This is a genomic window from Terriglobus albidus (assembly GCF_008000815.1).
Taxonomy (GTDB): Bacteria; Acidobacteriota; Terriglobia; order Terriglobales; family Acidobacteriaceae; genus Terriglobus; species Terriglobus albidus_A.
In genome coordinates this window covers 4,149,218-4,170,690 of sequence record NZ_CP042806.1, presented here as the reverse complement: position 1 = coordinate 4,170,690, position 21,473 = coordinate 4,149,218, and the positions used below count along the sequence as shown (strand labels likewise).

The following is a 21,473-nucleotide window of genomic DNA, read 5'->3' as shown; positions in this document are numbered from 1 at the left end:
GCGGGAGGGAAGGATCGATTGGTGACAACGAGCCCTGTCGCCGACACCGATACGAAAGTGGGAGTATCGACACACGCTCTGCTGGCGTTTGCCGGCGGCTACCTAGACGCATTTACTTATATCGGGCATGGCCATGTCTTCGCGAATGCAATGACCGGGAATGTCATCCTGCTCGCGATTGATCTGGTGACCGTCGCCTGGCAGGATGCCGGTCGTCACTTCCTGGTGCTGGTGATGTTCCTGCTTGGTATTCCAGCAGCAAGGCTGATGCAGCATGAGTACATTGCCACCGCCGTTCGCCTTCCGGAAGCTGCTGTACTGGTGTTAGAGATCGCAATCCTGATGTGTCTGAGCTTTTCTACAAGCTACGGTGCGTCTCTTGGGATATCCATGGCAATCGCATTTGCCGCTTCGCTTCAGGTGGCGACGTTCCGGCAGGTTAACAAACAGAGTTATAGCTCAACATTTACGACGGGAAATCTGCACACGATGGTGAGGAGCTGGCTTGCGTGGCTCGTTACCGGCCGAGCGGCAGAAGACCTGCAACAGGCAAAGGTCTTTGCTCAAATCTGCGCAATGTTCTTTCTGGGAGCTGTGCTCGGAGCGTTCAGCACTCCACGTTTTCATAACCATGCACTTTGGGGTGAATGTTTCTTCCTGCTGGTCGTGCTGGTAAGGGTCGTGTTGGTGAGAAGCAAATACCTCGCATCCTAGTTGACTACAGCATTCCTCCTAAAGGTGTAGAGCGCGAGGCATCGAAGGGAAGGGAATACCCAACCCTTGCGTCCACTGCACCAGACCTCATCTGGCCGCATTCCAGTCTCCTGAAGGATGACGAGAAAGAGACAAGCCTGCTCGCGCAGCCGACGGATGTCGTTCATGGGTTGATGGTGAGCCTCATGAAACTTTGATTCGCTCTCGGCATCGACAAGCCGGTCGCGACCATCCGCCTTAAGGCTGGTGATAATCGGAACGCGCTCAAGCAATTTCCATTCTTCCGTCTTGCCCGGCATCGCCTTGAGCGTTCGCAGCGCCTGATTGGCGTAGGTCCAGGAACATGGAACCACTTCACCAGGGCGGAAGCTTACCCTCGACCTTCGCAGTCATCAGCGGTACCCCCGCCGCTACGGGACTATTTAACTTTACGGTCAAGGTAACAGATACCCTCAGCTTCACCGGCAGTCAGGCGTTCTCGATCGCGATTGCGGCACCGAGCGTTGGCGGGTCATTCACTTTCATCGCATAACTGCTTGCGAAGAAGTACCAGGTGATCCAGGCGGGAGCGGTCCAGAGGTAAGTCCATGAGTGCATCGAAACTCCCAAAAGCGTCTGAATCTCAATCGCAGCACTGATGAGGGCAAGGAAGGCGATCATGCTGCGAGAGGAGGTGAGATAGGCAGCCGGAAGCAACGCCGCGATCAGAACCGCTTGATCCGTAAACCAAGCGTAGGGAGCGAGCAGAACCGAGACGAGAAGCAAGAGCCCCACGTGTTCCGTCCATGAGTGCTTTGAGAAATAGACGACAGCCCAGATAGAGCCAAGCAACGCGGGTAAGTATTGAACCCACGGCGACTGCAAAGCGAATCGGAGGGCGACACTAAGGCAAGGGATGAACTCGCCTTCCAGTTCGTGGCCGTGCATCATTTGGCTGTAGTGGTTCCATACCGAAGGATCGAAGTACAGAGCAACTGATGAGCTGACTGCAAGCGCCAAGACTGCGCCAGCGAGGAGTGAATAGCGCCTCTTTATGAGGCTTGACAGGATAAGCGCGACTGCAAACGGAAGGAACAGGTGCGGCTTGAGGGCACATAGCCAGAGAGAGCAACCGGCCAGGAAGTGTTGGGTTTCATGGAGACGCAGGAAGAGAACGAAGCCTAGCAACACAAGAAGCGAGGTTTGCCCAGCCAGCAGACAGGCTAGGGCGGGAGCAAAGGTGTAGCCGAGAAAGCTCAGGCGACCTTTTTGGCGGAGCAGCCGGACGGAAACTATCAAGCAGGAAAGCGAAAGAAGCGACCACAGCAGAGCGGCTGTCCGCAAGCCCACGAATCCGAGAGGAAGAGTCAGCAGAAGTGCCGACGGCGGATTGCGCATGATGAGAGCCTGGTAGCCGACCGGGAAACCAGCAGAGTGTTCGATCCGCAAAATGGCATTAGCGTCATAGGGATTTTGATGATGGATAAGTTGCTGCCCAGCTGCCCAATAGGAGATGAAGTCATGGTTTCCCGCCGAATTTCCTGTAAGCAGCAGCGTGCATATTCCGATGGCAGTAAAAGCAAAAGCAAGGGTACATATCGCCACAACAAGAAACTCAGCAACTCTGCGCATTGCAACGCCTGCTCTTTCCGTGGAGGGTCTATCAACCTATCACGCACCACCAAAAAAATAACAGGAGAAAATACATGCCGCCGAAGATTTCTCCGCCTACAGTGCGGGAGCCGGAGGTTCTGGAACTCATCCTTGATGGCCCACAAACGGTAACATCCCGTCTAGAGCATTTTTCATGTTGCTGGGTATCCCGGGAGGAGCGTGCATCTATGGGCGTTTTCATTGCGGAAAACGCCCATAGATGCACAAGCCCCGCACTCCACCTACAGGAGAAATGCTCTAGCCTCGGAATCTACGAAGAGACCGTAAAGATCCAGGCCTATCGACTCTTCCAAAGCTATGGGGTTTCAAGTCGCCGCGACCGTCCCTAAAGGCGCGGCATCAAGCCGAGTTGAAGGCGATGAGGCCGCAGCTTCCGGGCGAGCAGTTCGACTTTAGGAGTCACTGAAAACTGGTGTGTCAAAAGAGTGCCAGAGAGTGTCCGAAAAACCTCATAAGTGGCGTATGAGCAGTCCCTTCAGCACGGGCTAATATTTGGAAAGTTATTAATACTGAATGGGATGGTGGACGCGGAAGGAATCGAACCTTCAACCTGTCGATTAAGAGTCGAATGCTCTGCCAATTGAGCTACGCGTCCGATGGGTTGTTCTCAGCCCTCGCCGATGTGCTGGCCAGCGCTGAACACTTTATTGACTATAGCACAGATCACGCGCAAGGCGAATCGACCCTGTTGAGAACATGGTGCCGATTAGAGCAAATCTCCTAAAGGTATAAAGCGGAGTTTTGGCTGTTTGCGCCGTTTTCCTGCGAAGAAAACGGCATCCGCAGATTTATCCATTAGGAGAATTGCTCTAGGGTGCTTGTAAAGAAACAGCGATCCGTCGCTCAGGCTTCCAGCATGCGGTAGAGCGTCGAGCGGCTGATGCCGAGCAGCTCTGCTGTACGTACCTTATTGCCTTCGCACTGTGCCAGCACTCCACGCACATGGCGAGAGATCAGGTCATCCAGACGGACCGGTAACGAATCTGCTTTAACCGGAGACTCAGGCTCTGGAAGCGAAATCGTATGAATGACAATTCCTTCCTGTTGCATGGCGGCGTTGTTCAGCACGCTTTCCAGTTCGCGAATGTTGCCAGGCCACGAATAGCTGCGGAGTATTTCCATTGCCTCGCTCGAGATCTCCATCGCGGGCTTGTGATAGCGCTCTCCAGCGCGGGAGAGAATGTGCTCCACAAGTAATGGCAAATCTTCCATGCGCTGTCGTAGCGGTGGCACCTCGATCTCGACCGTAGAGAGACGGTAATACAGGTCTGAGCGAAACTCTCCGATGGCGGCCTGATGCCGCAGATTGCGATACGTAGCCGCGATAATGCGAGTGTCGACCATGCGCATCAAACGCAGCAGCTTCGCCTGAACGGCGGATGAGGTATCGCCAACCTCATCCAGAAACAGCGTTCCACGAGCGGCTGATTCCAACGATTCTTCAATGGTTGTGGCAGGGTCGTAGACCAGAAAAGGCTCATTCGCGGCAGGGCTGAGTTGATGCAGGGTACGCGCAGCAAGCTCTTTGCCAACGCCGGTTTCACCCGTCAACAAAATGGTGCGGAAGTGTGGCCCGATACGCTCGAGCTGTAATCTCAGCCGTTCCATTGCTGGACTGCTGCCAAGCGTCTCGAAGAACCCGGGCTGGGGAATGTATTCCATAACAGACATGGCTCACTTTCTCCATCGGCGAATCCAATGGAAAAGTGAGCCATGTCTGTAACAAAAGAGTTTTCTAAACTTACGCTGTGGTCTTGGCGCAGTAGGTATCGAAAGCCCGCTGCAGCTCCTGGGCGATAGCGGGAGCAGTCGATGTCTCGATCGCCGAGCGCTGCATCAGGTACACCAACTGTCCATCACGCAGAATAGCGATCGACGGCGAGGTCGGCGGATGTCCGCCAAAGTAGCCGCGCGCCTTCTCGGTGGCTTCGCGGTCCTGACCGGCAAAGACAGTAATGGACTGGTCCGGGAGTGTGGGATTCGACAGGGCCATGCGAACGCCGGGACGCATCTTACCGGCGGCGCAGCCACAGATCGAATTCACTACCACCATGGTGGTGCCAGGCTTGGCCAGGGCTGCGTCCACTTCGGCCGCGGTGCGAGCCTCTCCGATGCCTGCGCGGGTTAACTCCTCGCGCATGGGGATGACCATGATCTCTGGGTACATTATTCGGATTTCCTCCAGGTTCCATTGTAAATGGTCTAGGGCTCGACCGGTTCCTGCTCCAGACGAATGCCAAAGCGGGCTTCCACAGCGGCCTGCAAATGGTCGCGGAGGGCCAGAATCTCGGCCGCCGTGGCTCCGCCACGGTTGGTGAGGGCCAATGCATGCTTGGTGGAGAGGCCAGCCTGGCCGAGAGTAAAGCCTTTGTGAAAGCCGCTGGCTTCCAGAAGCCACGCAGCCGAGAGCTTCACCCCTCCGGGAGCAGGCCAGTGAGGCACGCTTGCACGGCCGTCGGCGATCGCTTCGTAGACCGCTGGTGGAACCACGGGATTCTTGAAGAAAGATCCAGCGGATTGGGTATCCGCGTCGCCGGGAATCAAGACCATGCCTTTGGTTGCGCGAATCTTCCGGACCTTGGTCGCAACCTCCATTAGCGAAGGAGTTTCACTCCGGAGAAACGCGCGCTGCAGATCGGCATAGGCCAGCGACGGAGCGCCGCCGGGCAATAGCCGGAAGCTCACCGCGGTAACGATATACCGGTCGATGTCCTCATGGTTGAAGCGAGAACGACGATAGGCAAAGCCACATTCTGCATTGGTAAACGTGAGCGGCGTGAGAGTTGCCCGATCGATAGTGCGAACCTGGGTGATGGTCTGCGCCACCTCCTGCCCATAGGCGCCCACATTCTGGACTGGCGTGCCACCAACGGTCCCGGGAATTCCTGCGAGGCACTCAATGCCTTGCAGGTTCCGCTCAGCGGAAAGCTGTACCAGGGCATCCCACTCTTCTCCCGCGGCTGCTGTCAACGTGTGGCCCTGCTGCGCGATCCCCTTCAGCGCAATCCGAATCACCAGGCCATCGAAGCCGCTGTCATGTACAAGCAGATTGGAACCGCCTCCCAGGACAAAGACCGGAATACGCTCTTCCCGGGCGAAACGCAGCGCATCAAGGATCTCGGTTTCGCCTCCTGCCTCGACGAAGAGACGAGCTGCACCGCCGACCTTCAACGTGGTGTAGGGTGCGAGCGGAATGTTCTGCTGGATACGCACGGACAGACTACAGAGTAAAGGTTCGTGACCCATCAAGGCTGCGCAAGAGCTGAAGGCGTTCCTCGGCAAGCACCTCCTGCGCCGGGCCCTGAGCGACGATGCGTCCCTCATGAAGCTTGATCACTTCCGCCTCCAGAAGAAGCGCTTCAGTAACGTCATGCGTGACGGAGAGGACAGGGAGTCTGTGTTCGCGCGTCCATTGTTTGAGCGCGAGCAGAAGCTCATCGCGCAACGCCTGCTCCAGACCGGTAAAAGGTTCATCCAGCAGCACCAGGCGCGAGTACCTGGGCATCAGAGCGCGGGCTACGCTGACGCGTTGTGCCTGGCCACCGGAGAGCTGTGCCGGGTAGCGACCCAGCAGATCGCCAATACGGAACAGGCGAACCAGATCCTGAAACCGTTCGGCATGGAGCTCCTGTTCCCGCTTGGAGTCTCCTGTCGGGAGTTCTCTGCCGAACTCGAGATTCGCCTTGACGGACATATGTGGAAACAGCGCAGCCTTCTGCGAAGCGAGAGGGATATGCCGTTTCCAGGCAGGTGGGCCTCCGCGTAATCCGGCGATGCTGCGAAGGATGGTCGACTTGCCGGAGCCTGACGGCCCGAAGAGCACCGTCCAGGGCGAGCGCAAAGCCACGGTGACGTCGATCGTGATGGAGTCCAGCTTCGCGGTGATGTGTTCGTGCAGCAATGGCTCAGACAAGGCGCGTGCTCCTTTGTCCGGCTCGCCAGTGCACAAGCAACAGCGAGACAAACGAAAAGGCCAGCAGCAGAAGAGCCGTGCGATTGGCTGCGGCGAAGTTGAAATCGGCAACCTGATCGTAGAGCGCGATGGAGAGAGTCCGCGTTGCGCCCGGAATATTGCCGCCCAGCATCAACACAACTCCGAATTCGCCGACTGTATGGGTAAAGGCCAGAATCCCCGCGGTCAGCAGCGATGGACGTATCAGCGGCATGGTAACCCGCACAAAGACAACGGAGGGCCGTGCACCCAGCGTCGCTGCCGCTTCCCGCAGCTCCGGCCCGATCCCCATCATGCCGCTTACCAGAGGCTGTACGGCAAAGGGAAGGCTGTACAGCAGGGAACCTATCAGTAGCCCGGTAAAAGAGAAAGCAAGCGGATGTCCGAGAGTCGTTGTGATCACGCGTCCGACTGCGGTTGTGGGGCCAAGCAGCACCAGGAGGTAAAAGCCCAGCACGGTCGGCGGCAGTACCAATGGCAGAGCAACCAACGCCTGCGCCAGCGGACGCAAACGGCTTTGTCCGTAGGCCAGCCATGCTGCCAGCGGGAGTCCAAGGCAAAGCAGAATGGCGGTCGTGGTGAGGGCCAGGCGAAATGTCAGCCACAGAGCGTCGAGATCCATCGATGAAGGACAGTGTACCGGGGACTCTGTGGCTGGCCGGACTCACTTCACCGGCGTGAGCCCCAGGTCCGGAAGGTGCGGCTGAACCTCGCTCGAGAGAAACCAGTTCAGGAAGGCGTGTGCCGCATCGCGTTGCGCCGAGCTGCGCAATACGACTGCTGTCTGCGTGATGGGGTTATAGCTGGAGAACGGGAACAGCACGAACGTCCCCGACTGTTTGAACTTCGGGGAGACCGCCAGTGTCTTCGAGATGATGGCAAGCTCGGCATTCCCGGTGAAGGCAAACTGGCCGGCCTGGCCTACGTTTTCAGCGCGCACAAGGTGATCCTTGACCCTGTCCTGGAGTTTGAGGGCTTTCAAGGCCTCCACTGCCGCACGGCCATACGGTGCGTGCTCCGGGTCGGCGATGGCCAGGGACTTGAGATCGGATGATTCCAGCGCCGACAGTTGGAGAGGGGTGAAGGGAGAGCCATTCCGTGTCCATAAAACCAGGGTCCCCTTGGCATAGGGAATCGGGCTGCCCGTATCTGCCAGGTTGGCTGCGACAACCTTCTCCGGAAAGTAGAAATCGGCACCCATGAACACGTCGAAGGGGCCTCCAGGACCTGCGGAGATGATCTGGCTGGCCAGGATGGAAGAGGCTGCATAGGAAACCAGCAGGTGGACGTTGGCCTTCTTCTCATAGATTGGCCCCACGGCCTCAAGCACCGGCTGTAGATCGGCTGCCGCCGCAATCCGCAACTCTACCGGTTTTGTTTGCCCGAATGCTGGGGGAATCAGGAGTAAGAGGAGCAGCGCTTTGAGCATGGCAGAAAGTTTACGGTACCCTAGAGATACCGATGAAAGAGAAGTCACACGAGCTTAGATGCACAGGGTGCGGTGCGCGCATTGCCGGTACGGATGCGACCTCCAACTTTCGCTGTGCCCAGTGCGGTGAGCTGTATGAAGTGGTTTACCCGTGGTCGTCCGATGGCGCCAACCTTCCTAATGCGGGCGCGCTCCGCTGGCTGTGGCAGGAACGTCGCTCTTCCACCCTCCCCATCGACCAGAGTGGTGTCTGGCGTTTCCGTGACCTGCTGCCGATTCTTGACGATCCATCCCATGCCGTGACCCTGCGTGAGGGCAATACGCCCTTGTATGAGCTCCCTCGCTGCGGGAAGATTGCCGGCGTGGACTGGCTGTTGGCCAAGCACCAGGGTATGAATCCAACGGGCAGCTTCAAAGATACCGGTATGACCGCCGCTCTGTCGGTCGCTGCTGAACGGGGCTTCAAGGTGGTCGCGTGCGCTTCTACTGGAAATACGTCAGCCGCCATGGCAGCCTATGCCGCACGCGCCGGCCTGACCAGCATTGTATTTATTCCCGAGGGCAAAATCGCCTGGGGCAAGCTGTCGCAGTCTATGGACTATGGCGCATTGACCATCCAGCTCAAGAGCGATTTCGACGGCTGCGTCCGGGTTCTGAATGACCTGGTCAAGCGTCTGCCGATCTACATGCTCAATTCGGTGAACCCCTATCGCCTCGAAGGCCAGAAGACGCCCGCTCTCGAGATGGTGGAGCAGATGGACTGGCAGGTGCCGGAGCACGTGATCGTCCCCGGTGGCAACCTGGCCAATAGCTCCGCGCTCGGCAAGGGATTCGAAGAGATGAAGCGCCTGGGCCTCATCAGCCGTGTTCCGAAGATCTCAGTGATCCAGGCCCACGGTGCAAATCCGCTCTATCGCGCAATGCAGGCGAGTGGCGGGGAACAGCTGGAGCCGGTTGTTGCCGATACCCGGGCAACCGCAATTCGCATCGGCAATCCGGCAAGCTGGAAGAAGGCCGTGCGGATTATCCGCGCTACCGGTGGATGGGTGGAAGAGGTCTCCGAGCAGGAGATCGCCCAGGCCAAGGCCGAGATTGGCGCTGAAGGGATCGGTTGTGAGCCGGCCTCCGCCGTGACCCTGGCGGGCCTGAAGAAGCTTACCCGGGACGGGCGTATTGGACGCGAGGAGCGGGTTGTCCTGCTGCTGACCGGCCACACCCTGAAGGATCCCGAGTACACCATCGATTTTCATCGTGGAACTCTGTTTTCGGACCAGGAGGCTTCTTCGTTACGGAAGCCCCCGATCGTGCTGGAAGCTCGGACCGACGCGGTTCTCAAGGCGCTCGAGAGCAGCATTCAGTTATGACCGTATCTGTAAGAGTCCCGGCAAGTTCTGCCAACCTCGGACCGGGGTTCGACGCCCTCGGTATGGCGCTGGCCATGTATCTGGAAGTCGATGCGGAGATCTCCGAACGGACCTGCGTAGCCGCTTCGGGCCGGGATGCGCATCTGTGTGGGCGGCTCGAGAATAACCTGATCCTCGAAACAATTGGCGACCTTCTGCGGGCCTCGGGGCGCCCTGTTCCAGGCCTCAAGCTGACGCTTCGGAACGACATCCCGTTAGGGCGTGGTTGCGGCTCATCAGCGGCGGCCATTGTGGCTGCGGTGCTTCTGGCCAATGAGATCGGTGGATTGGGTTGGAACGAAGCCCGTCTACTGCGGGAAGTCACCCGGATTGAGGGACATCCTGACAACGTCGCAGCGGCATTGTTGGGTGGGGTTGTGGCATCGGCCATGCAGGCGGATGGGGAAGTAGCAGCGGTTAAAATCGCTGCTCCTGCGGACTGGCAGTTTCTGCTGGCCATTCCAGGCAGCTCGCTCTCGACGGCAAAAGCGCGTGGCATGCTGCCGGCGGAGTACTCAAAAGCCGACGCCATCTTTAACGTGCAGCGCAGTGCGCTTCTGATGGGCGCCTTCGCCGCAGGCCGGGGCGACCTGCTGCGGCTGGCCATGCAGGACAGAATGCACCAGCCGTACCGTATGGAGGCCTGCCCCCTGCTCAAGGCCCTACTGCCCCTGTCTGGAGTGAATGGGGTATTGGGTGTCGCACTCAGCGGCGCCGGGCCGTCGGTCCTGCTGGTGCTGGACAAGAATACCGATCCGGAAGAAGTGATAGCGCGGGCAAGACTGCGCAGCGAAGATCCCGAGCTCGAGGTCGTTCTCACCTGTGCGGCTGAGGGCGCCAGTACTTCTCAGAGGTAACCTATTACTCCCAGTTACCGAAGATTGCTTTACAAGTTTTCATCTCACCAATACTGTCATCTCGTGGGCAGTTCTGGGGGAGGGCTGCTCCGGCGCCCGTTGATCTTTATAGATCCGGGCGCTTCTCCTTTTAAGCTGAAAAATAAGAAGGTTTCCCGGCCGGATAGGGGGCTGTGAATCGCGGCGCTGATTCCAGCATCCTATAATGGCGGAGAGAAAAGGGAGGAACGATGGCAAACGTAACAGATGTAAGCGATGCGACATTTGAGAGCGAGGTGCTGCAGTCGCAGCAACCCGTAATGGTTGATTTTTGGGCCGCATGGTGTGGTCCTTGTCGAGCGCTTGCTCCCATCGTTGATGAAGTGGCCACTACTTACAACGGACAGTTGAAGGTAATGAAGATGAATGTGGACCAGAATGCACAAACGCCTGCACGTTACGGCATTCGCGGCATCCCGGCACTGTTAATCTTCAAGGACGGCAAGGTCGCCGAGCAGATTGTCGGTTACGTGCCGAAGGACACCATCGACAAGAGCGTGACCAAGGTCCTGGCCTAAGCCACTTCCAATAAGGTTGCTAAGAGCCCGCTGTGAAGGCGGGCTCTTTTGCGTTTAAGCGATTGGCTTTTTTTGCGCTTTACTTGGGGCTCTAGAAGTAATGCGCCAGATGCGGGAAGGCGGGGAGTTGCAGAAACGCCTGGCTCGATGGAGGCGGAAGCAGCTCTTCGTGCTCCAGCATCCAGGTATTGTCGTGCGGAATGAAGATGGCATTCAAGCCCGCCTCAAGAGCAGGGTTGACGTCGCTCTTGGGTGAGTTCCCAATCATCCATGTGGAGGCTGCTTCGCAACAATGGCGATCGCGCAATGTCAAGTAGGCTTCGCTGTGTTTTTCAGGTAGAACTTCGATCTCATGAAAATACGGCTTCAGGCCGGAGCGTTCCAGCTTGTCGCGCTGTTCCCAATCGTCGCCTTTGGTGACAAGAATGATGCGATGGCGTGTCGTCAGCGTAGATAAAGTATCGGCAACGCCGGGTAGGAGTTCAATCTCCTGAGTTGCAATGGCGTCGGCAAAGCTGGAGATCTGTTCGTGCGTCTGCTGAGAGACGGGTTCCGGAGAGAGCTGTTCAAAGCAGTTCACCAAGGACTGCCGGAAGCTCTTCAAGCCATAGCCGCGTTGGCGGATGGTCTCGCGCTCGCACGCATTCAGGTGATGGCGTATCTCATCAGGGCTGTACGCGTGATGGTTGAGCAGTGAGATGAAGCTTACGATGGCCCGTTCGAAGTAGATGTTGTTCTCCCAAAGGGTGTCATCGGCGTCGATCAGCAGCGTCTGGCCCAGTGGCACGCGTTGTACGAAGGTATCGGGCATACGCCTTTCATTGTATCGGCGGAAAGTGAGAGGAAAAGCTGTTCGCCACCCGGCACAGACGGGGTATGATGGACGCACTTTCACACAAGTTAGTTTGGTGGTTTCTGCCGAAAGTGCCGCGGATTGCGATGTTCTGGATATGAGTTTTGAGACAGGAAGTTTTATTGGCCCGTATCAGATACTCGGGTCCCTCGGACGCGGCGGCATGGGTTCGGTGTTCCGTGCTTTGGATACCCGTCTTCATCGCGAAGTCGCGTTGAAGGTGCTGCATGAAGACCTCTCCATGCCGGAGATGCATGAACGTTTCCTCCGCGAAGCGCGTGCCGCGTCGGCGCTGAACCATCCGAATATTCGTACCATCTTCGACATTGGGGACCACAACGGCGATCCCTACATGGTGATGGAGCTGCTCGATGGTGAGACGTTGCGCGACTCCATCGACCGTGGCCCTATGCCCGTGGCAGAGGTGTTGGCTTACGGCATTGAGGTTGCTGAGGCGCTGGCTGCGGCGCATGCCAAAAATATCGTCCACCGCGATATCAAGCCCGCAAATGTTTTCCTGGTTCCACGTCCCAGCGGTGCCTGGCAGGCAAAGGTTCTGGATTTCGGTCTGGCTAAGATCGAGCGTCTGACCGGGCATTCGCAACACACGCAGGACCTGACGGTCACAGGATCAACGGTCGGTACCGTTGCGTATATGTCTCCCGAGCAGGCGCGCGGGGAACAGCTGGATACGCGATCCGATCTCTTTTCGTTAGGCGTGGTTCTGTATGAGATGGCGACAGGATGTGTGCCCTTTGATGGGGCGACCAGCGCCGTGATCTTCGTCAATATCCTGAGCCACGATCCGCCGGCGATGAAGAGCTTCGGAGCGAATGTTCCCAGGGACCTGGAAAAGGTCATCCTGAAGCTGCTGGCGAAAGACCGTAAGAACCGGTACCAAAGTGCCGGGGATGTCGCCGCGGCGCTTGAGGAGATTCGGGACGGAGGCAAGAAGGCTCCGTGGATGCAGCGCAACAAGGCACCAGTCAATGATCCAGGCGATCCCCGGTCGGTCGACAGGCGGATTCGCCGGACATCGAGCCCACCCGTACCAGGCGGCAGGCGGGAGAACGATCTTCCGGAGCGAGCTTCGCAGCCATTCATTCCTCCGTCAAAGATGGGCGTCCCGGCGTCGCCGGAGCAGGCACGTACCTCTGGTCCGGCCGATGCAACGGAGATCAATATTCCGGCGGCGGGCTGGCGTCCTCCAGCTCCCCATTCGTCACAAACCTCCTCCCATCATGCAGAAGACAAAACGGCAGCCGTCGCGGTGGCCTCAGGACAGAGGTCAGCACAACGGCGGGCAGCGTCGGGCTCGGGTGTTGTAGCCGCACGGCCACGTGCCGGGTACGAGAGCAATGTTGAGGCCGAGCCGGAGAAGAAGGGCAGTAAGATGCTGCTGTTCGTGGCTATCGCGGTCTTAGTGATTGTTGCCGGAGCGTTTGCATTCTTCAGGTTCCGCAATAAGAGCGTGGTCTCCGATGTCATGACTCCAGGGCAGGCGGTGATGGTGACCGCCATTCAAAACGACACTGGTGACAGCACTCTGGATGACTGGGTTGCATCGGCTGTCGCGATGGAGCTGTCGCAATCTCCGTCGATCGCCTATCGCGGCCCTGAATCCTTCCGCGCCCAGCTCAGCGGGGACGGCACTGTGAGTCAGCCCGTGGATGAGGTAACAGCGCGGCAGGTCGCGACTAACTCCGGTGTTCCGGTCTTCCTCTTTGGCAGGATCTCCAGCGGCGGAGCCGGCTATGACATTGAGCTGACGCTTCACGAAACTGCTTCGAATCGTACGTTGGCAACGTTCACCGATAGGGCTGTCAGCAAAGAACAGATCGGTGTCACCTTGGATCGCCTGGCCCAACCGCTGCGTGCAGCTCTAGGAGAGTCGAACGCTGACATCCAAAAGACGAGTGTTTCATTCAACAGCCTGGCCAGCTCCTCACAGGAAGCCTTGCGGGAATACGCCCGCGGCGAGATCGCACTCAGCCTGTGGCAACCGGCGCTGGCGATGCAGGCCTATGAACGTGCGGTCGCCGCCGATCCGGCATTTGTGCAGCCGGCGTTGAAGCTGGCGCTGTTGTATGAAGCTGTCGGCGCACACGATGCAGCCGGCACGGCGGCAAGTTCTGCCGCCGCGAACGCAGCCAAGAGCGGGCAGCGCCTGGCTGCGTTGTCAGCACTGGCCCAGGAGCTCTTCGTCTCCGGCAACCTGCCGAAGGCATCCGAACTTGCAAAGGCGTATCTCACGGCCTTTGCAAGCGACCCTGATGGCTTCCGCCTGCAGGCGGTTGTGGATCGAAAGATGGGACGCTGGGCAGAAGCCGGGCAGGCCGCTCAGGGGGGCCTGAAACTGAACCCGGGAGACGGCAGCCTGTATCGGGAGGCGGAAGTCGCAATGACGGCACAGAACCGTTATGAGGCGGCTCTGAAACTGGAACGTCAGGCGGTGAAGGTGGGGTCGAAGCACAACGATCAGGAGTTGCTGGCGGCCTATCTTCAAGGGAAGGACGACCTTCTCGCCGCACAGATTGAGCTGGCCAGGCAGCACCCTGATGCGTTGACCGTGGCTCCAGCCTATGCAACCTATCTGGATAACACTGGAAGATTACAGGCCGGAGCAGCCGTATGGCGCCAGGCGATTACCTCGGTATCCCAGAATCCGAAGTTGGCGGCCGTTGCGGCGACCTTTGCCGGGCAGGCCGCGCTGAATCGAGCTCTGCTCTCTGACTGTGTTGGCGCGAAGGCATTTCTTCCTGTCACAACATCGATCGCTCCCAGAGCGGCGTACTACGCGGGCCTGGCAGCGGCGATGTGCGGTGATGAAGCAGCAGCGCAACAGCATCTCAGCGCATTGAACAGCCAGCAGGGAACGGCGGCGAAGGAGTATTTCGCGCCTGTGGTTACGGCGGCGATTCAGTTGAAGACGGGCCAGCCCGAGGCTGCGCTCGAGTTGTTATCGAAGGCTAAGGCCTATGACACGATAACCATCGGAGCCTACCTGCGCGGCCTGGCACAGGTTGCGACCGGTAAGCCTCAGGTCGCGCTTATCGATCACCAGGTTCAGTTGCAGCATCACGGCCAGTCGCTGCTCACGGGCGGTACGGTCTATCCAGCGGCGCAGATCGGCCTGGCACATGCCTACGATGCCATGGGAGATCACAACAACGCCGCAATGGCTTACAAAGCATTTGCGACGCTCTGGAAGGAAGCTGATGCGGGTTCACCGCTGCTGACGGAAGCGAAGGCTAAGGGACGGTAGTTAAGCGCGACTCTCTGTGCGGCGATCGTGGTACCGCAGCTCGATCATCGTGCAGTCGTCCGTCGGTGGAGCCCCGTTCATAAAGCGTTGCACGGAGTCGAACATCTCTGTCATGGACTCAAACTGAGATGCAGCGCCCTCAAGCCGGTCATCGCCGAAGAACTCACCTTCGGGATTTTCGGCCTCCGTGACTCCGTCCGTTACCAGGATGAGACGGCTGTTCTGCGGCATCTTCAGATAGGCGGTCTCATATTCGGCATCGGGAAGCAGGCCGACGGGAAGATTGGTCGCGGTGAGCTTCTCAACGACTCCCTCTCCCACCAGGAGGGGCATGACGTGACCGCAGTTGATGTATTGCAGGTTGCCGCTCCTGGTGAGCTTCAGCACGATCATGGTGGCGTATTTGCCGATGTCCTTGGCGCAGATGAAGCGATTGCACATGCGTGCGACCTGCTCCAGCGGCTGGCGGGCAGCTAACTGGGAGTACACCAGTCCCTGAAGGGTAGAGGCTAGAAGCGCCGCAGAGACGCCTTTGCCGGAGACGTCCGTGATCACGAGCGAGACTCCGTCTTCATCGACCACGACATCGAAGAAGTCTCCGCCGACGTCTTTGCACGGTACGTTGCGGGCATTGATGCGGGCGTACGGGATGTCCGGAATCTGCACGGTCATCAGGCCCTGCTGGATCTGTGCCGCGATGTTTAATTCCTCACGATAACGGCGGGCAGCTTCTTCCGCGCGCGCGAGCGATGCGTTTTCAATCAGGGATGCTGCTTCGCCGGCGATCGTCTCCAGCAGGCCGCTATCGACCTCATTGAGAGCACCCGCCTTCAGGCGACTGTCGAGATAGAGGACGCCGCGAACCTCTCCACCGAGCTCCGGCTTGCTGTCTTCGTCGCTGCCAAAATCACCGTGACGGCTGCGCAACGGGATGCAGATTACGGTGCGAATGCTGCCGGCAACCATAGAGTCGGACATCCCGCCATCGAGTGAGAGCGTATCCGTGACGATGAATTCGGCGGCGGTGCGTGTCGCCTGCTGGATGGCCGACTGAGCCACACCGCGGTCATCTGCAAGCTTTTCCCCGGCGAGTGTGAGTCCGACGGCCATTGACATCTCGCCGGTCGCCGCGTCGCGCAGATAGACATACCCGCGCTCCATCTGCGTCAGATCGAGCGTGATCTCGACGAGCGACTGCAGCACCTCCTGTACGGCGCCGACGGCGTTGAGCTTCCGGGCAGCCTCCAGGAACCAGCGCAGCTTCTCCAGGTCTGAGCCTTCGCTCGGCATCGCGATGGACTGCATCTGGCCCATCAGGTCCTTCAGGCTGGCCACGTCACGGTCCGGTTTGCCGAAGCGGAGCAGGGGGCCGTCGGAGGAGCCAAAACGAAGCTTGTCTCCGGCATTGAGCTGCTGTGGACCGGCCATCGGGTCCAGACGGCGGCCGTTCAGATAGGTGCCGTGGGTGCTCCTCAGATCCTCGAGGAAGTACTGCCCGTCGATGAAGTTGATCTGTGCGTGCGAGCGCGAGATGAACGGGTGGTCCAGCACAAGCGAGCGGTCAGTGAGACGCCCGATGGTGAAGGGCACGTGGTCCAATGTGCGGGGAACGCGGTTGCCGCGATCTTCCAGCAGCATCTTCATGGGAACAAAGGTGCTCTCAGCCATGGTCATTGTGCTTGAGCCGCCAGTGTAGCAAAGCTTAGGGTGCTTCGGCTGACCGAGTTCGCACTGTCTGTTGTGGACCGCCTGTGGGAGAGGCATCTGGCGGAAAGGTGTACCAGGCCGGCGGGCGGTTCAGGGAGCGATGGACGGTATGCAACAGCTCCCCATCGGAGGTATCGCCGCTCAACTCCCAGATCATCACGCCTCCAAGGCTGTGTTTTGCGGCGTATGCTGCCTTGTAGCTGAGCGAGGAGGCGTCTTCAAAGGTGAAAAATGTATCCCCGTCGTACAGCCAGGGAGCGTGCGAGAGACGATCACGGTAGAGGACGTATTTGCCCTTCATGCTCCGGATGCGGTGATAAGGATAGTCTTCACTGCGGATGCCTGGTCCAGCCTGAAAGAGACCGTGATTGTCGCCCTCCGGAACCTTCCAGCCGTATCCATAGAAGGGCATGCCCATCAGCAGCATATGCGCCGGGACACCGGCGGCGATGTAGTCGTTCATGCCGCGGTCGATGCTTCCGCCCGGATGTGCCGGATCGCGGAAGAGCGGTGCAATAAAGCCGGAGCGCTGCATCCAGGGACCGGCATAGTCATAGTTCATGACGCCCACCTGGTCGAGATAGGGAATGATGGATCGGAAGTCGACTCCGCCGAGCATGCGTGGCGACGGCCCGACCGCGATAGAAAGCCTCAACCCCGGCCGCACTGCATTCATCTGTTCCCGGAACTCGCGCAGCAGGTCACGGAAATTCTCCGCGTCTTCCTGGTGAGGTGATTCCCAATCGACATCGAAGCCATCAAAGAGACCCGGCACGTTAATGCCTTCCGCGAAATGGCCGCGGATGAAGGTATCGATACAGGAGCGCACAAATTGTTTACGGACAGCAGGTTGAGCATCCGCGGCGAAGTCAGCGGCGCGGCCTTCGAGGGAGATGAGCAGCTTCAGGTGCGGATACTTCTGCTTCAACTCCTCTATTTGATGGAAGTAGCCATGGAAACGCGATGTGGAATCGTCAGCGATGCCGTTGACGCTGTTTGCTGCGGTGTAGATGGTATTTAGATCAGCATTGGGATCTGCGACCGAGCAGTGACCATCTTTAACGAAGCCCTGCGCGTAATTGATCTGATCCAGTAGCCCGGCGCCGCCGCTCTGATCAATGGCTTTTACGGAATAGGGGTCATCGGCATAAAGCTGCCACTGCGGAAAATAGCCGACAACGATAGGCCTCTGCGGTGTAGCTTTGCGCCGATGTGAGGACGCGGCCTGAGCGCATGAAAGCAACGCCCCGAAGAGCAAGATGGCCGCGACAATTGGACCCGGAGTACGCACTCTTCCATCTGACGCGCGGCGGCGTAGTTTCGGCAACATCGCGAGATTAAAAAGAACGGCCTGCGTGGATGAGACGCAGGCCGCATGGTGTGGTGTTTGTATTTTAGAACTCGTACTTGACCGCGAACTGGACTAGACGCGGCTGATACGAGGGAAGTGTGGAAGTCAGAGCTCCCAGGGTCGTTGTGGAACCAAGGCCACTTACGGGGTTGCTGAAGTTGGCCTGGTTGGCGATGTTGAATGCCTCTGCGCGGAACTGTAGGTGGGTTTCACGATAGACCGTGAACTCCTTGAACAGCGACATATCCCAGTGCCGGAAGTGCGGCCCGTGATAGGGGTTACGGCGTTCGACACCGAGAGTGCCCGCCGGCTGAGCGACGAATGCGGATGCACGGAAGAACTGCATGGCTCCCGAGAAGATTGGGGTGATGTTCTGGAATGGATCTCCACTGACATTCGGCCGATCAGCCGAACCGCCAGGGCTGGTGCCGCTGACATTGGTGGAATTAAGAACGGTGAAGGTCTGTCCGGTTGACCAGAGATAGAGAACATTCGTGCGCCATCCGCCGAGAAGTGCACCACGAAGCCCGTGCGCTCCTTTGCCGAAGGGCAGTGCATAGTTACCAGTAACGACAATGCGGTTGCGCACATCGAGGTCGCCATTGCCATAATCATCGAACTTCTGCGTTGCCAATACCTGGCCTACGCCGTTTCCGCTCTGTCCGTTGATATTTGGAGCGTTGTCGAGCAGATGCGCCCAGGTCGTGTTGACGTTGAATCCGAGACCATTGTGGAAGCGGCGCTCAAAGACAGCCTGCAGCGAGTGATACGACGAAGCGCCCGACGAATAGGTGCGAGTGATGGTGGTAACTCCAGGTAGCCACGGGTCTCCGTTTGCCTTTGCATAATAGTGACGTTGCGTTTGTGAGCCGGAAGCATTACCCAATGGGGCACGGTTAATGTCGAATCCGGTAGAAAGGTGGCGCCCTAACTGCCCAACATAAGAGACTGTCAGGGTGTTGCCCTTGAAGTCTTTTTGAGCGGTGAGATTGAACTGCTCCAGATAGCCGGAACGGAAGTTGTAGTCGACCGTCGCCGGAATGGAACCGACAAGGTCTTTCGGCAATGTGCTCGGGTTCTGGTTGGGTAGAGGCATGCCCTGGCTGAACCGCGTGAAGGACTGATTGCAACCGCTCGTTCCATTCGCGGCCTGGAGAGAGGAGCAGTTGCCGTAGATCGAGATATTCGGGGGATTCTTCAGGTTTACTGGAGACATGTAATTGCTTGGGAAGAATGCGAAACCGAAGCCGCCGCGGAGAACCAGGCTTGGAGTCGCTGTCAACGCAAAGCCTACGCGCGGTGCGAAGTTTGAATAATCGGTTTTGACGTTTGCCGTATTGCTGACACCATTCACACCGGCTTGCACAATGGTTCCCGTCGCCTCATCGAAATTGGAGATGTGGTTCCGCTTCTCGGTAAATGGTGTGTAGACGTCATAGCGCACGCCCAGGTTGAGCGTAAGGTTCTGGCGTACGTGCCAGTCATCTTGGACGTATACGCTGGGCTCCCATGTCAGATAGGTAGGCGGATACAGGTTGTTATTGCGTGTTGCTGCCGAGAAGATGCCCATCAGCAGGCCGGGAGCACCCATGCGGAAGGTCCAACTGCCTTCGCCCTGGTTGTCCTGCAGGTTCAGCGCGATACGGCGGATGCCCGCGGCGCCAATGCGGAAGCTGTGATTGCCACGGTTATAGAAGATATTTCCATTGAGCTGATAGCTGTTGTCTTTGTTCTGTAGCGGTACAAAGTTGCTGCCTCCTCCAAGTCCTGTCAGGCCCGTAGGCAACGCGACCGCAAGACCTGAGGTGAGTTGGCTGACGTTGACATTCGGTTGGCCTAGCTTGGTGTTTGGATTGCCACCGTAGTTCAGCGGGTACGATGCGTTGTTGATATGGGTCCACGCCGCACCGATATTCATCAGCATGTTCGACGTGAAGGTATGCGTGTAGATCACAGCGGTGTTGCGCGCGATCTGCGGAGCTGATCCGAATCCATTGCCGGTCTGTGGATCGATGGCGAATCCATTCACGCTTGAGATGGGAAGAGCTCCGGGTGAGAACGTGAAGATGTCGTTGACGATGTACTTAGCGAAGATCTGGTTGTTGGTGTCGAAGTGATAGTCCACGCGAACGTCGTACACCGTGGAGTACTGTTGCTGGTTTCGCGTTCCGACGTATCCGTTTTTACCGGTATTGGGAGCGGGGTAGAGCTTGAAGTACGCAAGTCCAACCGGATCGATATAGCTGCTCGGGATAATATTGCCTGCTATCGGTTTACGCAGGTAATCCGCAGTATGAGTGGGGTTCGGATCGTAGACGCAGCCGGTGGTGTGTGACTGCGTAGGATCGACGACCGATGCTGCAATGGTGGCGCATCCCGTGGCAGGGATGGCATCGGAGAAATCTCCAGGGTGTGCGAGTTCGTAGGCGGAAGGAACCGTCAGGTTGCTCGGCAGTCCTCCCTTGATCAGACGGAAGAATTCGGCATCGCCGTGAAAGAAGGCTTTGTCTTTGAAGATCGGTCCACCAAGGCTGCCACCGAACTGATTCTGCCGCAGCCGAGGCTTTGCCGCCTGAGCGCCGAACTGATAGGCATAGGCGTTCAGCTTGTCATTGCGGAAGAACTCATACAGCGAGCCGTGAAAGTTATTCGTGCCGCTCTTGGTGATGACGTTGATCAGGCCGCCGCCGGCTCGACCACCGTCAGACGAAAAGCTGTTGGTCAGAATGCGTACTTCCTGGATGGAGTCGATCGACGGACGTACGCCGATCGTGCCGATGACACGTTCGTTGTTGTCGAGGCCGTCAACCAGCTGGTCATTCAGCACCTCAGACTGACCGTTGATGGAGATGGAGGACGAAGGGCGGCGGTCATCCGGGCGATTGCCACTGTTGATGCTATTTGGCGCGCCCTCGGTCGCTCCTGGCATGACTTGTACAAGGTTGATGAAGTTGCGGCCGTTCAGAGGCAGATCCTGTACAGCGCGTTCCGTTACGTTGCCGCCGACGGAGGAAGCGTCTGTCTGCAGGATCGGTGCGGCAGTAGTGATCTCCACGGTTTCATTGACGGCGCCGACAACCAGCGCCGCGTCAGCGCGCCGGCGATCACCCGCTGCGACTGTGACGTTCTGGATGCTGATGGTTTGAAAGCCTTGCACCTTGATGCTGATGCTGTAGGTACCTGGGATAAGGTTCGGAACGGTGTAGGCGCCGGATTCCGTTGTTTTCGTATCAACGGCGATGTTGGTCTGCGTGTTGGTTACGGTGACATCTGCATTTCCAACGGCGGCTCCGGAAGGATCAGAGACGGAGCCCAGAATGGTGGCTGTTGTGTCCTGTGCAGTCACCTTTGTCCCGGAGAAGAGCACCATCGCCGCCAAAAGCAGGGTGATCCATAAGGAGTTTGGTTTACCGCGGAAGGGAAGGGATTTTCTTGATATATCAACTGGCCGAAAGAGGTACAGGTTCATCTGCAAGTTCTCCCGATTGGGTTGGTTTTTTTTGCGGGGAGAATAGAAACATCTGTGCGGCACACTTTGCAAGCAGATTTTTTATTATGACGAATCAGAAACGGGAAATAACAAATATTTTCCGATTATTGATTTATATAAAAATCAATTCAACCAAGACATAGGCTCGCGCGTCTTTGTCTGTGAGAGCCGACAGTATGGAGGTCGCTTTATGCGGGCCAGAGATTGTTGCGACTTGCTACAATTCCGCCGACCCGGTTTCT

General features: G+C 57.9%; 18 protein-coding genes and 1 tRNA gene. 6 read left to right on the top strand and 13 right to left on the bottom strand.

Annotation, left to right across the window (positions count from 1 at the left end; genetic code table 11):
- The first annotated feature begins 21 nt into the window (after positions 1 to 21).
- On the top strand, positions 22 to 714 hold the full coding sequence (locus FTW19_RS16535) for a YoaK family protein (RefSeq protein ID WP_187143013.1): 693 nt from the start codon (positions 22 to 24) through the stop codon (positions 712 to 714).
- Here the strand turns inward: FTW19_RS16535 and FTW19_RS16530 are convergent.
- On the bottom strand, positions 711 to 1,067 hold the full coding sequence (locus tag FTW19_RS16530; RefSeq protein ID WP_147648652.1) for a hypothetical protein: 357 nt from the start codon (positions 1,065 to 1,067) through the stop codon (positions 711 to 713). The two genes, FTW19_RS16535 and FTW19_RS16530, sit on opposite strands and share 4 nt — an antisense overlap.
- Between FTW19_RS16530 and FTW19_RS26465 the strand changes: the two genes are divergently transcribed.
- A complete protein-coding gene (locus FTW19_RS26465) occupies positions 1,058 to 1,246 on the top strand; it encodes a putative Ig domain-containing protein (protein ID WP_222705467.1) in 189 nt (62 codons plus the stop codon). The two genes, FTW19_RS16530 and FTW19_RS26465, sit on opposite strands and share 10 nt — an antisense overlap.
- Here FTW19_RS26465 and FTW19_RS16525 read toward each other — a convergent pair.
- From FTW19_RS16525 to modA, 8 genes are all read right to left on the bottom strand, one after another.
- Positions 1,183 to 2,325, bottom strand: coding sequence for a glycosyltransferase 87 family protein (locus FTW19_RS16525; protein ID WP_147648651.1), 1,143 nt, complete (start codon positions 2,323 to 2,325; stop codon positions 1,183 to 1,185). The genes FTW19_RS26465 and FTW19_RS16525 overlap by 64 nt on opposite strands.
- A 561-nt stretch (positions 2,326 to 2,886) precedes the next feature.
- A tRNA-Lys gene (locus tag FTW19_RS16520) sits at positions 2,887 to 2,962 on the bottom strand.
- A gap of 248 nt (positions 2,963 to 3,210) precedes the next feature.
- Positions 3,211 to 4,038: a sigma 54-interacting transcriptional regulator gene (locus FTW19_RS16515; protein WP_147648650.1), complete on the bottom strand. Its 828-nt coding sequence runs from the start codon at positions 4,036 to 4,038 to the stop codon at positions 3,211 to 3,213.
- Between the two features lie 70 nt (positions 4,039 to 4,108).
- Positions 4,109 to 4,534, bottom strand: coding sequence for a BrxA/BrxB family bacilliredoxin (locus FTW19_RS16510; protein WP_147648649.1), 426 nt, complete (start codon positions 4,532 to 4,534; stop codon positions 4,109 to 4,111).
- Positions 4,535 to 4,569: 35 nt separating this feature from the next.
- Positions 4,570 to 5,580: a UDP-N-acetylmuramate dehydrogenase gene (locus FTW19_RS16505; RefSeq protein WP_147648648.1), complete on the bottom strand. Its 1,011-nt coding sequence runs from the start codon at positions 5,578 to 5,580 to the stop codon at positions 4,570 to 4,572.
- Between the two features lie 7 nt (positions 5,581 to 5,587).
- Positions 5,588 to 6,280, bottom strand: a complete 693-nt coding sequence (locus FTW19_RS16500) for an ATP-binding cassette domain-containing protein (RefSeq protein ID WP_147648647.1) — start codon at positions 6,278 to 6,280, stop codon at positions 5,588 to 5,590.
- Positions 6,273 to 6,941, bottom strand: coding sequence for a molybdate ABC transporter permease subunit (gene modB, locus FTW19_RS16495; protein ID WP_147648646.1), 669 nt, complete (start codon positions 6,939 to 6,941; stop codon positions 6,273 to 6,275). Before modB ends, FTW19_RS16500 begins: the two co-directional genes overlap by 8 nt.
- Before the next feature lie 42 nt (positions 6,942 to 6,983).
- Positions 6,984 to 7,748, bottom strand: a complete 765-nt coding sequence (gene modA / locus FTW19_RS16490; protein ID WP_147648645.1) for a molybdate ABC transporter substrate-binding protein — start codon at positions 7,746 to 7,748, stop codon at positions 6,984 to 6,986.
- A 32-nt stretch (positions 7,749 to 7,780) separates the two neighbouring features.
- On the opposite strand from modA, the gene thrC reads away from it, so the two are divergent.
- The 3 genes from thrC (at position 7,781) to trxA (ending at position 10,565) form a co-directional block, all read left to right on the top strand.
- Positions 7,781 to 9,112 carry a threonine synthase gene (gene thrC / locus FTW19_RS16485; RefSeq protein WP_147648644.1) on the top strand — a complete coding sequence of 444 codons (1,332 nt, stop codon included), beginning with the start codon at positions 7,781 to 7,783 and terminating at the stop codon, positions 9,110 to 9,112.
- Positions 9,109 to 10,008 (top strand): homoserine kinase, encoded by a 900-nt coding sequence (gene thrB / locus FTW19_RS16480; protein WP_147648643.1) that lies wholly within the window; start codon positions 9,109 to 9,111, stop codon positions 10,006 to 10,008. Before thrC ends, thrB begins: the two co-directional genes overlap by 4 nt.
- Positions 10,009 to 10,238: 230 nt before the next feature.
- The gene (gene trxA / locus FTW19_RS16475) at positions 10,239 to 10,565 is read left to right on the top strand and encodes a thioredoxin (RefSeq protein ID WP_147648642.1); all 327 of its coding nucleotides are present in this window, start codon (positions 10,239 to 10,241) and stop codon (positions 10,563 to 10,565) included.
- Positions 10,566 to 10,656: 91 nt separating this feature from the next.
- Here the strand turns inward: trxA and FTW19_RS16470 are convergent, their stop codons facing one another.
- Entirely contained in the window at positions 10,657 to 11,376 is a 720-nt protein-coding gene (locus FTW19_RS16470) for an HAD family hydrolase (RefSeq protein ID WP_147648641.1), read from the bottom strand.
- Between the two features lie 139 nt (positions 11,377 to 11,515).
- Here FTW19_RS16470 and FTW19_RS16465 point away from each other — a divergent pair, with 139 nt between their 5' ends.
- Positions 11,516 to 14,683 (top strand): protein kinase domain-containing protein, encoded by a 3,168-nt coding sequence (locus FTW19_RS16465; RefSeq protein ID WP_187143012.1) that lies wholly within the window; start codon positions 11,516 to 11,518, stop codon positions 14,681 to 14,683.
- Here the strand turns inward: FTW19_RS16465 and FTW19_RS16460 are convergent, their stop codons facing one another.
- The 3 genes from FTW19_RS16460 to FTW19_RS16450 all read right to left on the bottom strand — a co-directional run bounded on the left by FTW19_RS16460 (position 14,684) and on the right by FTW19_RS16450 (position 21,210).
- Positions 14,684 to 16,351 carry a SpoIIE family protein phosphatase gene (locus FTW19_RS16460; protein ID WP_187143011.1) on the bottom strand — a complete coding sequence of 556 codons (1,668 nt, stop codon included), beginning with the start codon at positions 16,349 to 16,351 and terminating at the stop codon, positions 14,684 to 14,686. It lies immediately after the preceding gene.
- A gap of 34 nt (positions 16,352 to 16,385) precedes the next feature.
- On the bottom strand, positions 16,386 to 17,681 hold the full coding sequence (locus FTW19_RS16455; RefSeq protein WP_187143010.1) for a glycoside hydrolase family 18 protein: 1,296 nt from the start codon (positions 17,679 to 17,681) through the stop codon (positions 16,386 to 16,388).
- A gap of 103 nt (positions 17,682 to 17,784) precedes the next feature.
- Positions 17,785 to 21,210, bottom strand: coding sequence for a TonB-dependent receptor (locus FTW19_RS16450; RefSeq protein ID WP_147648637.1), 3,426 nt, complete (start codon positions 21,208 to 21,210; stop codon positions 17,785 to 17,787).
- Positions 21,211 to 21,473: the final 263 nt, after the last annotated feature.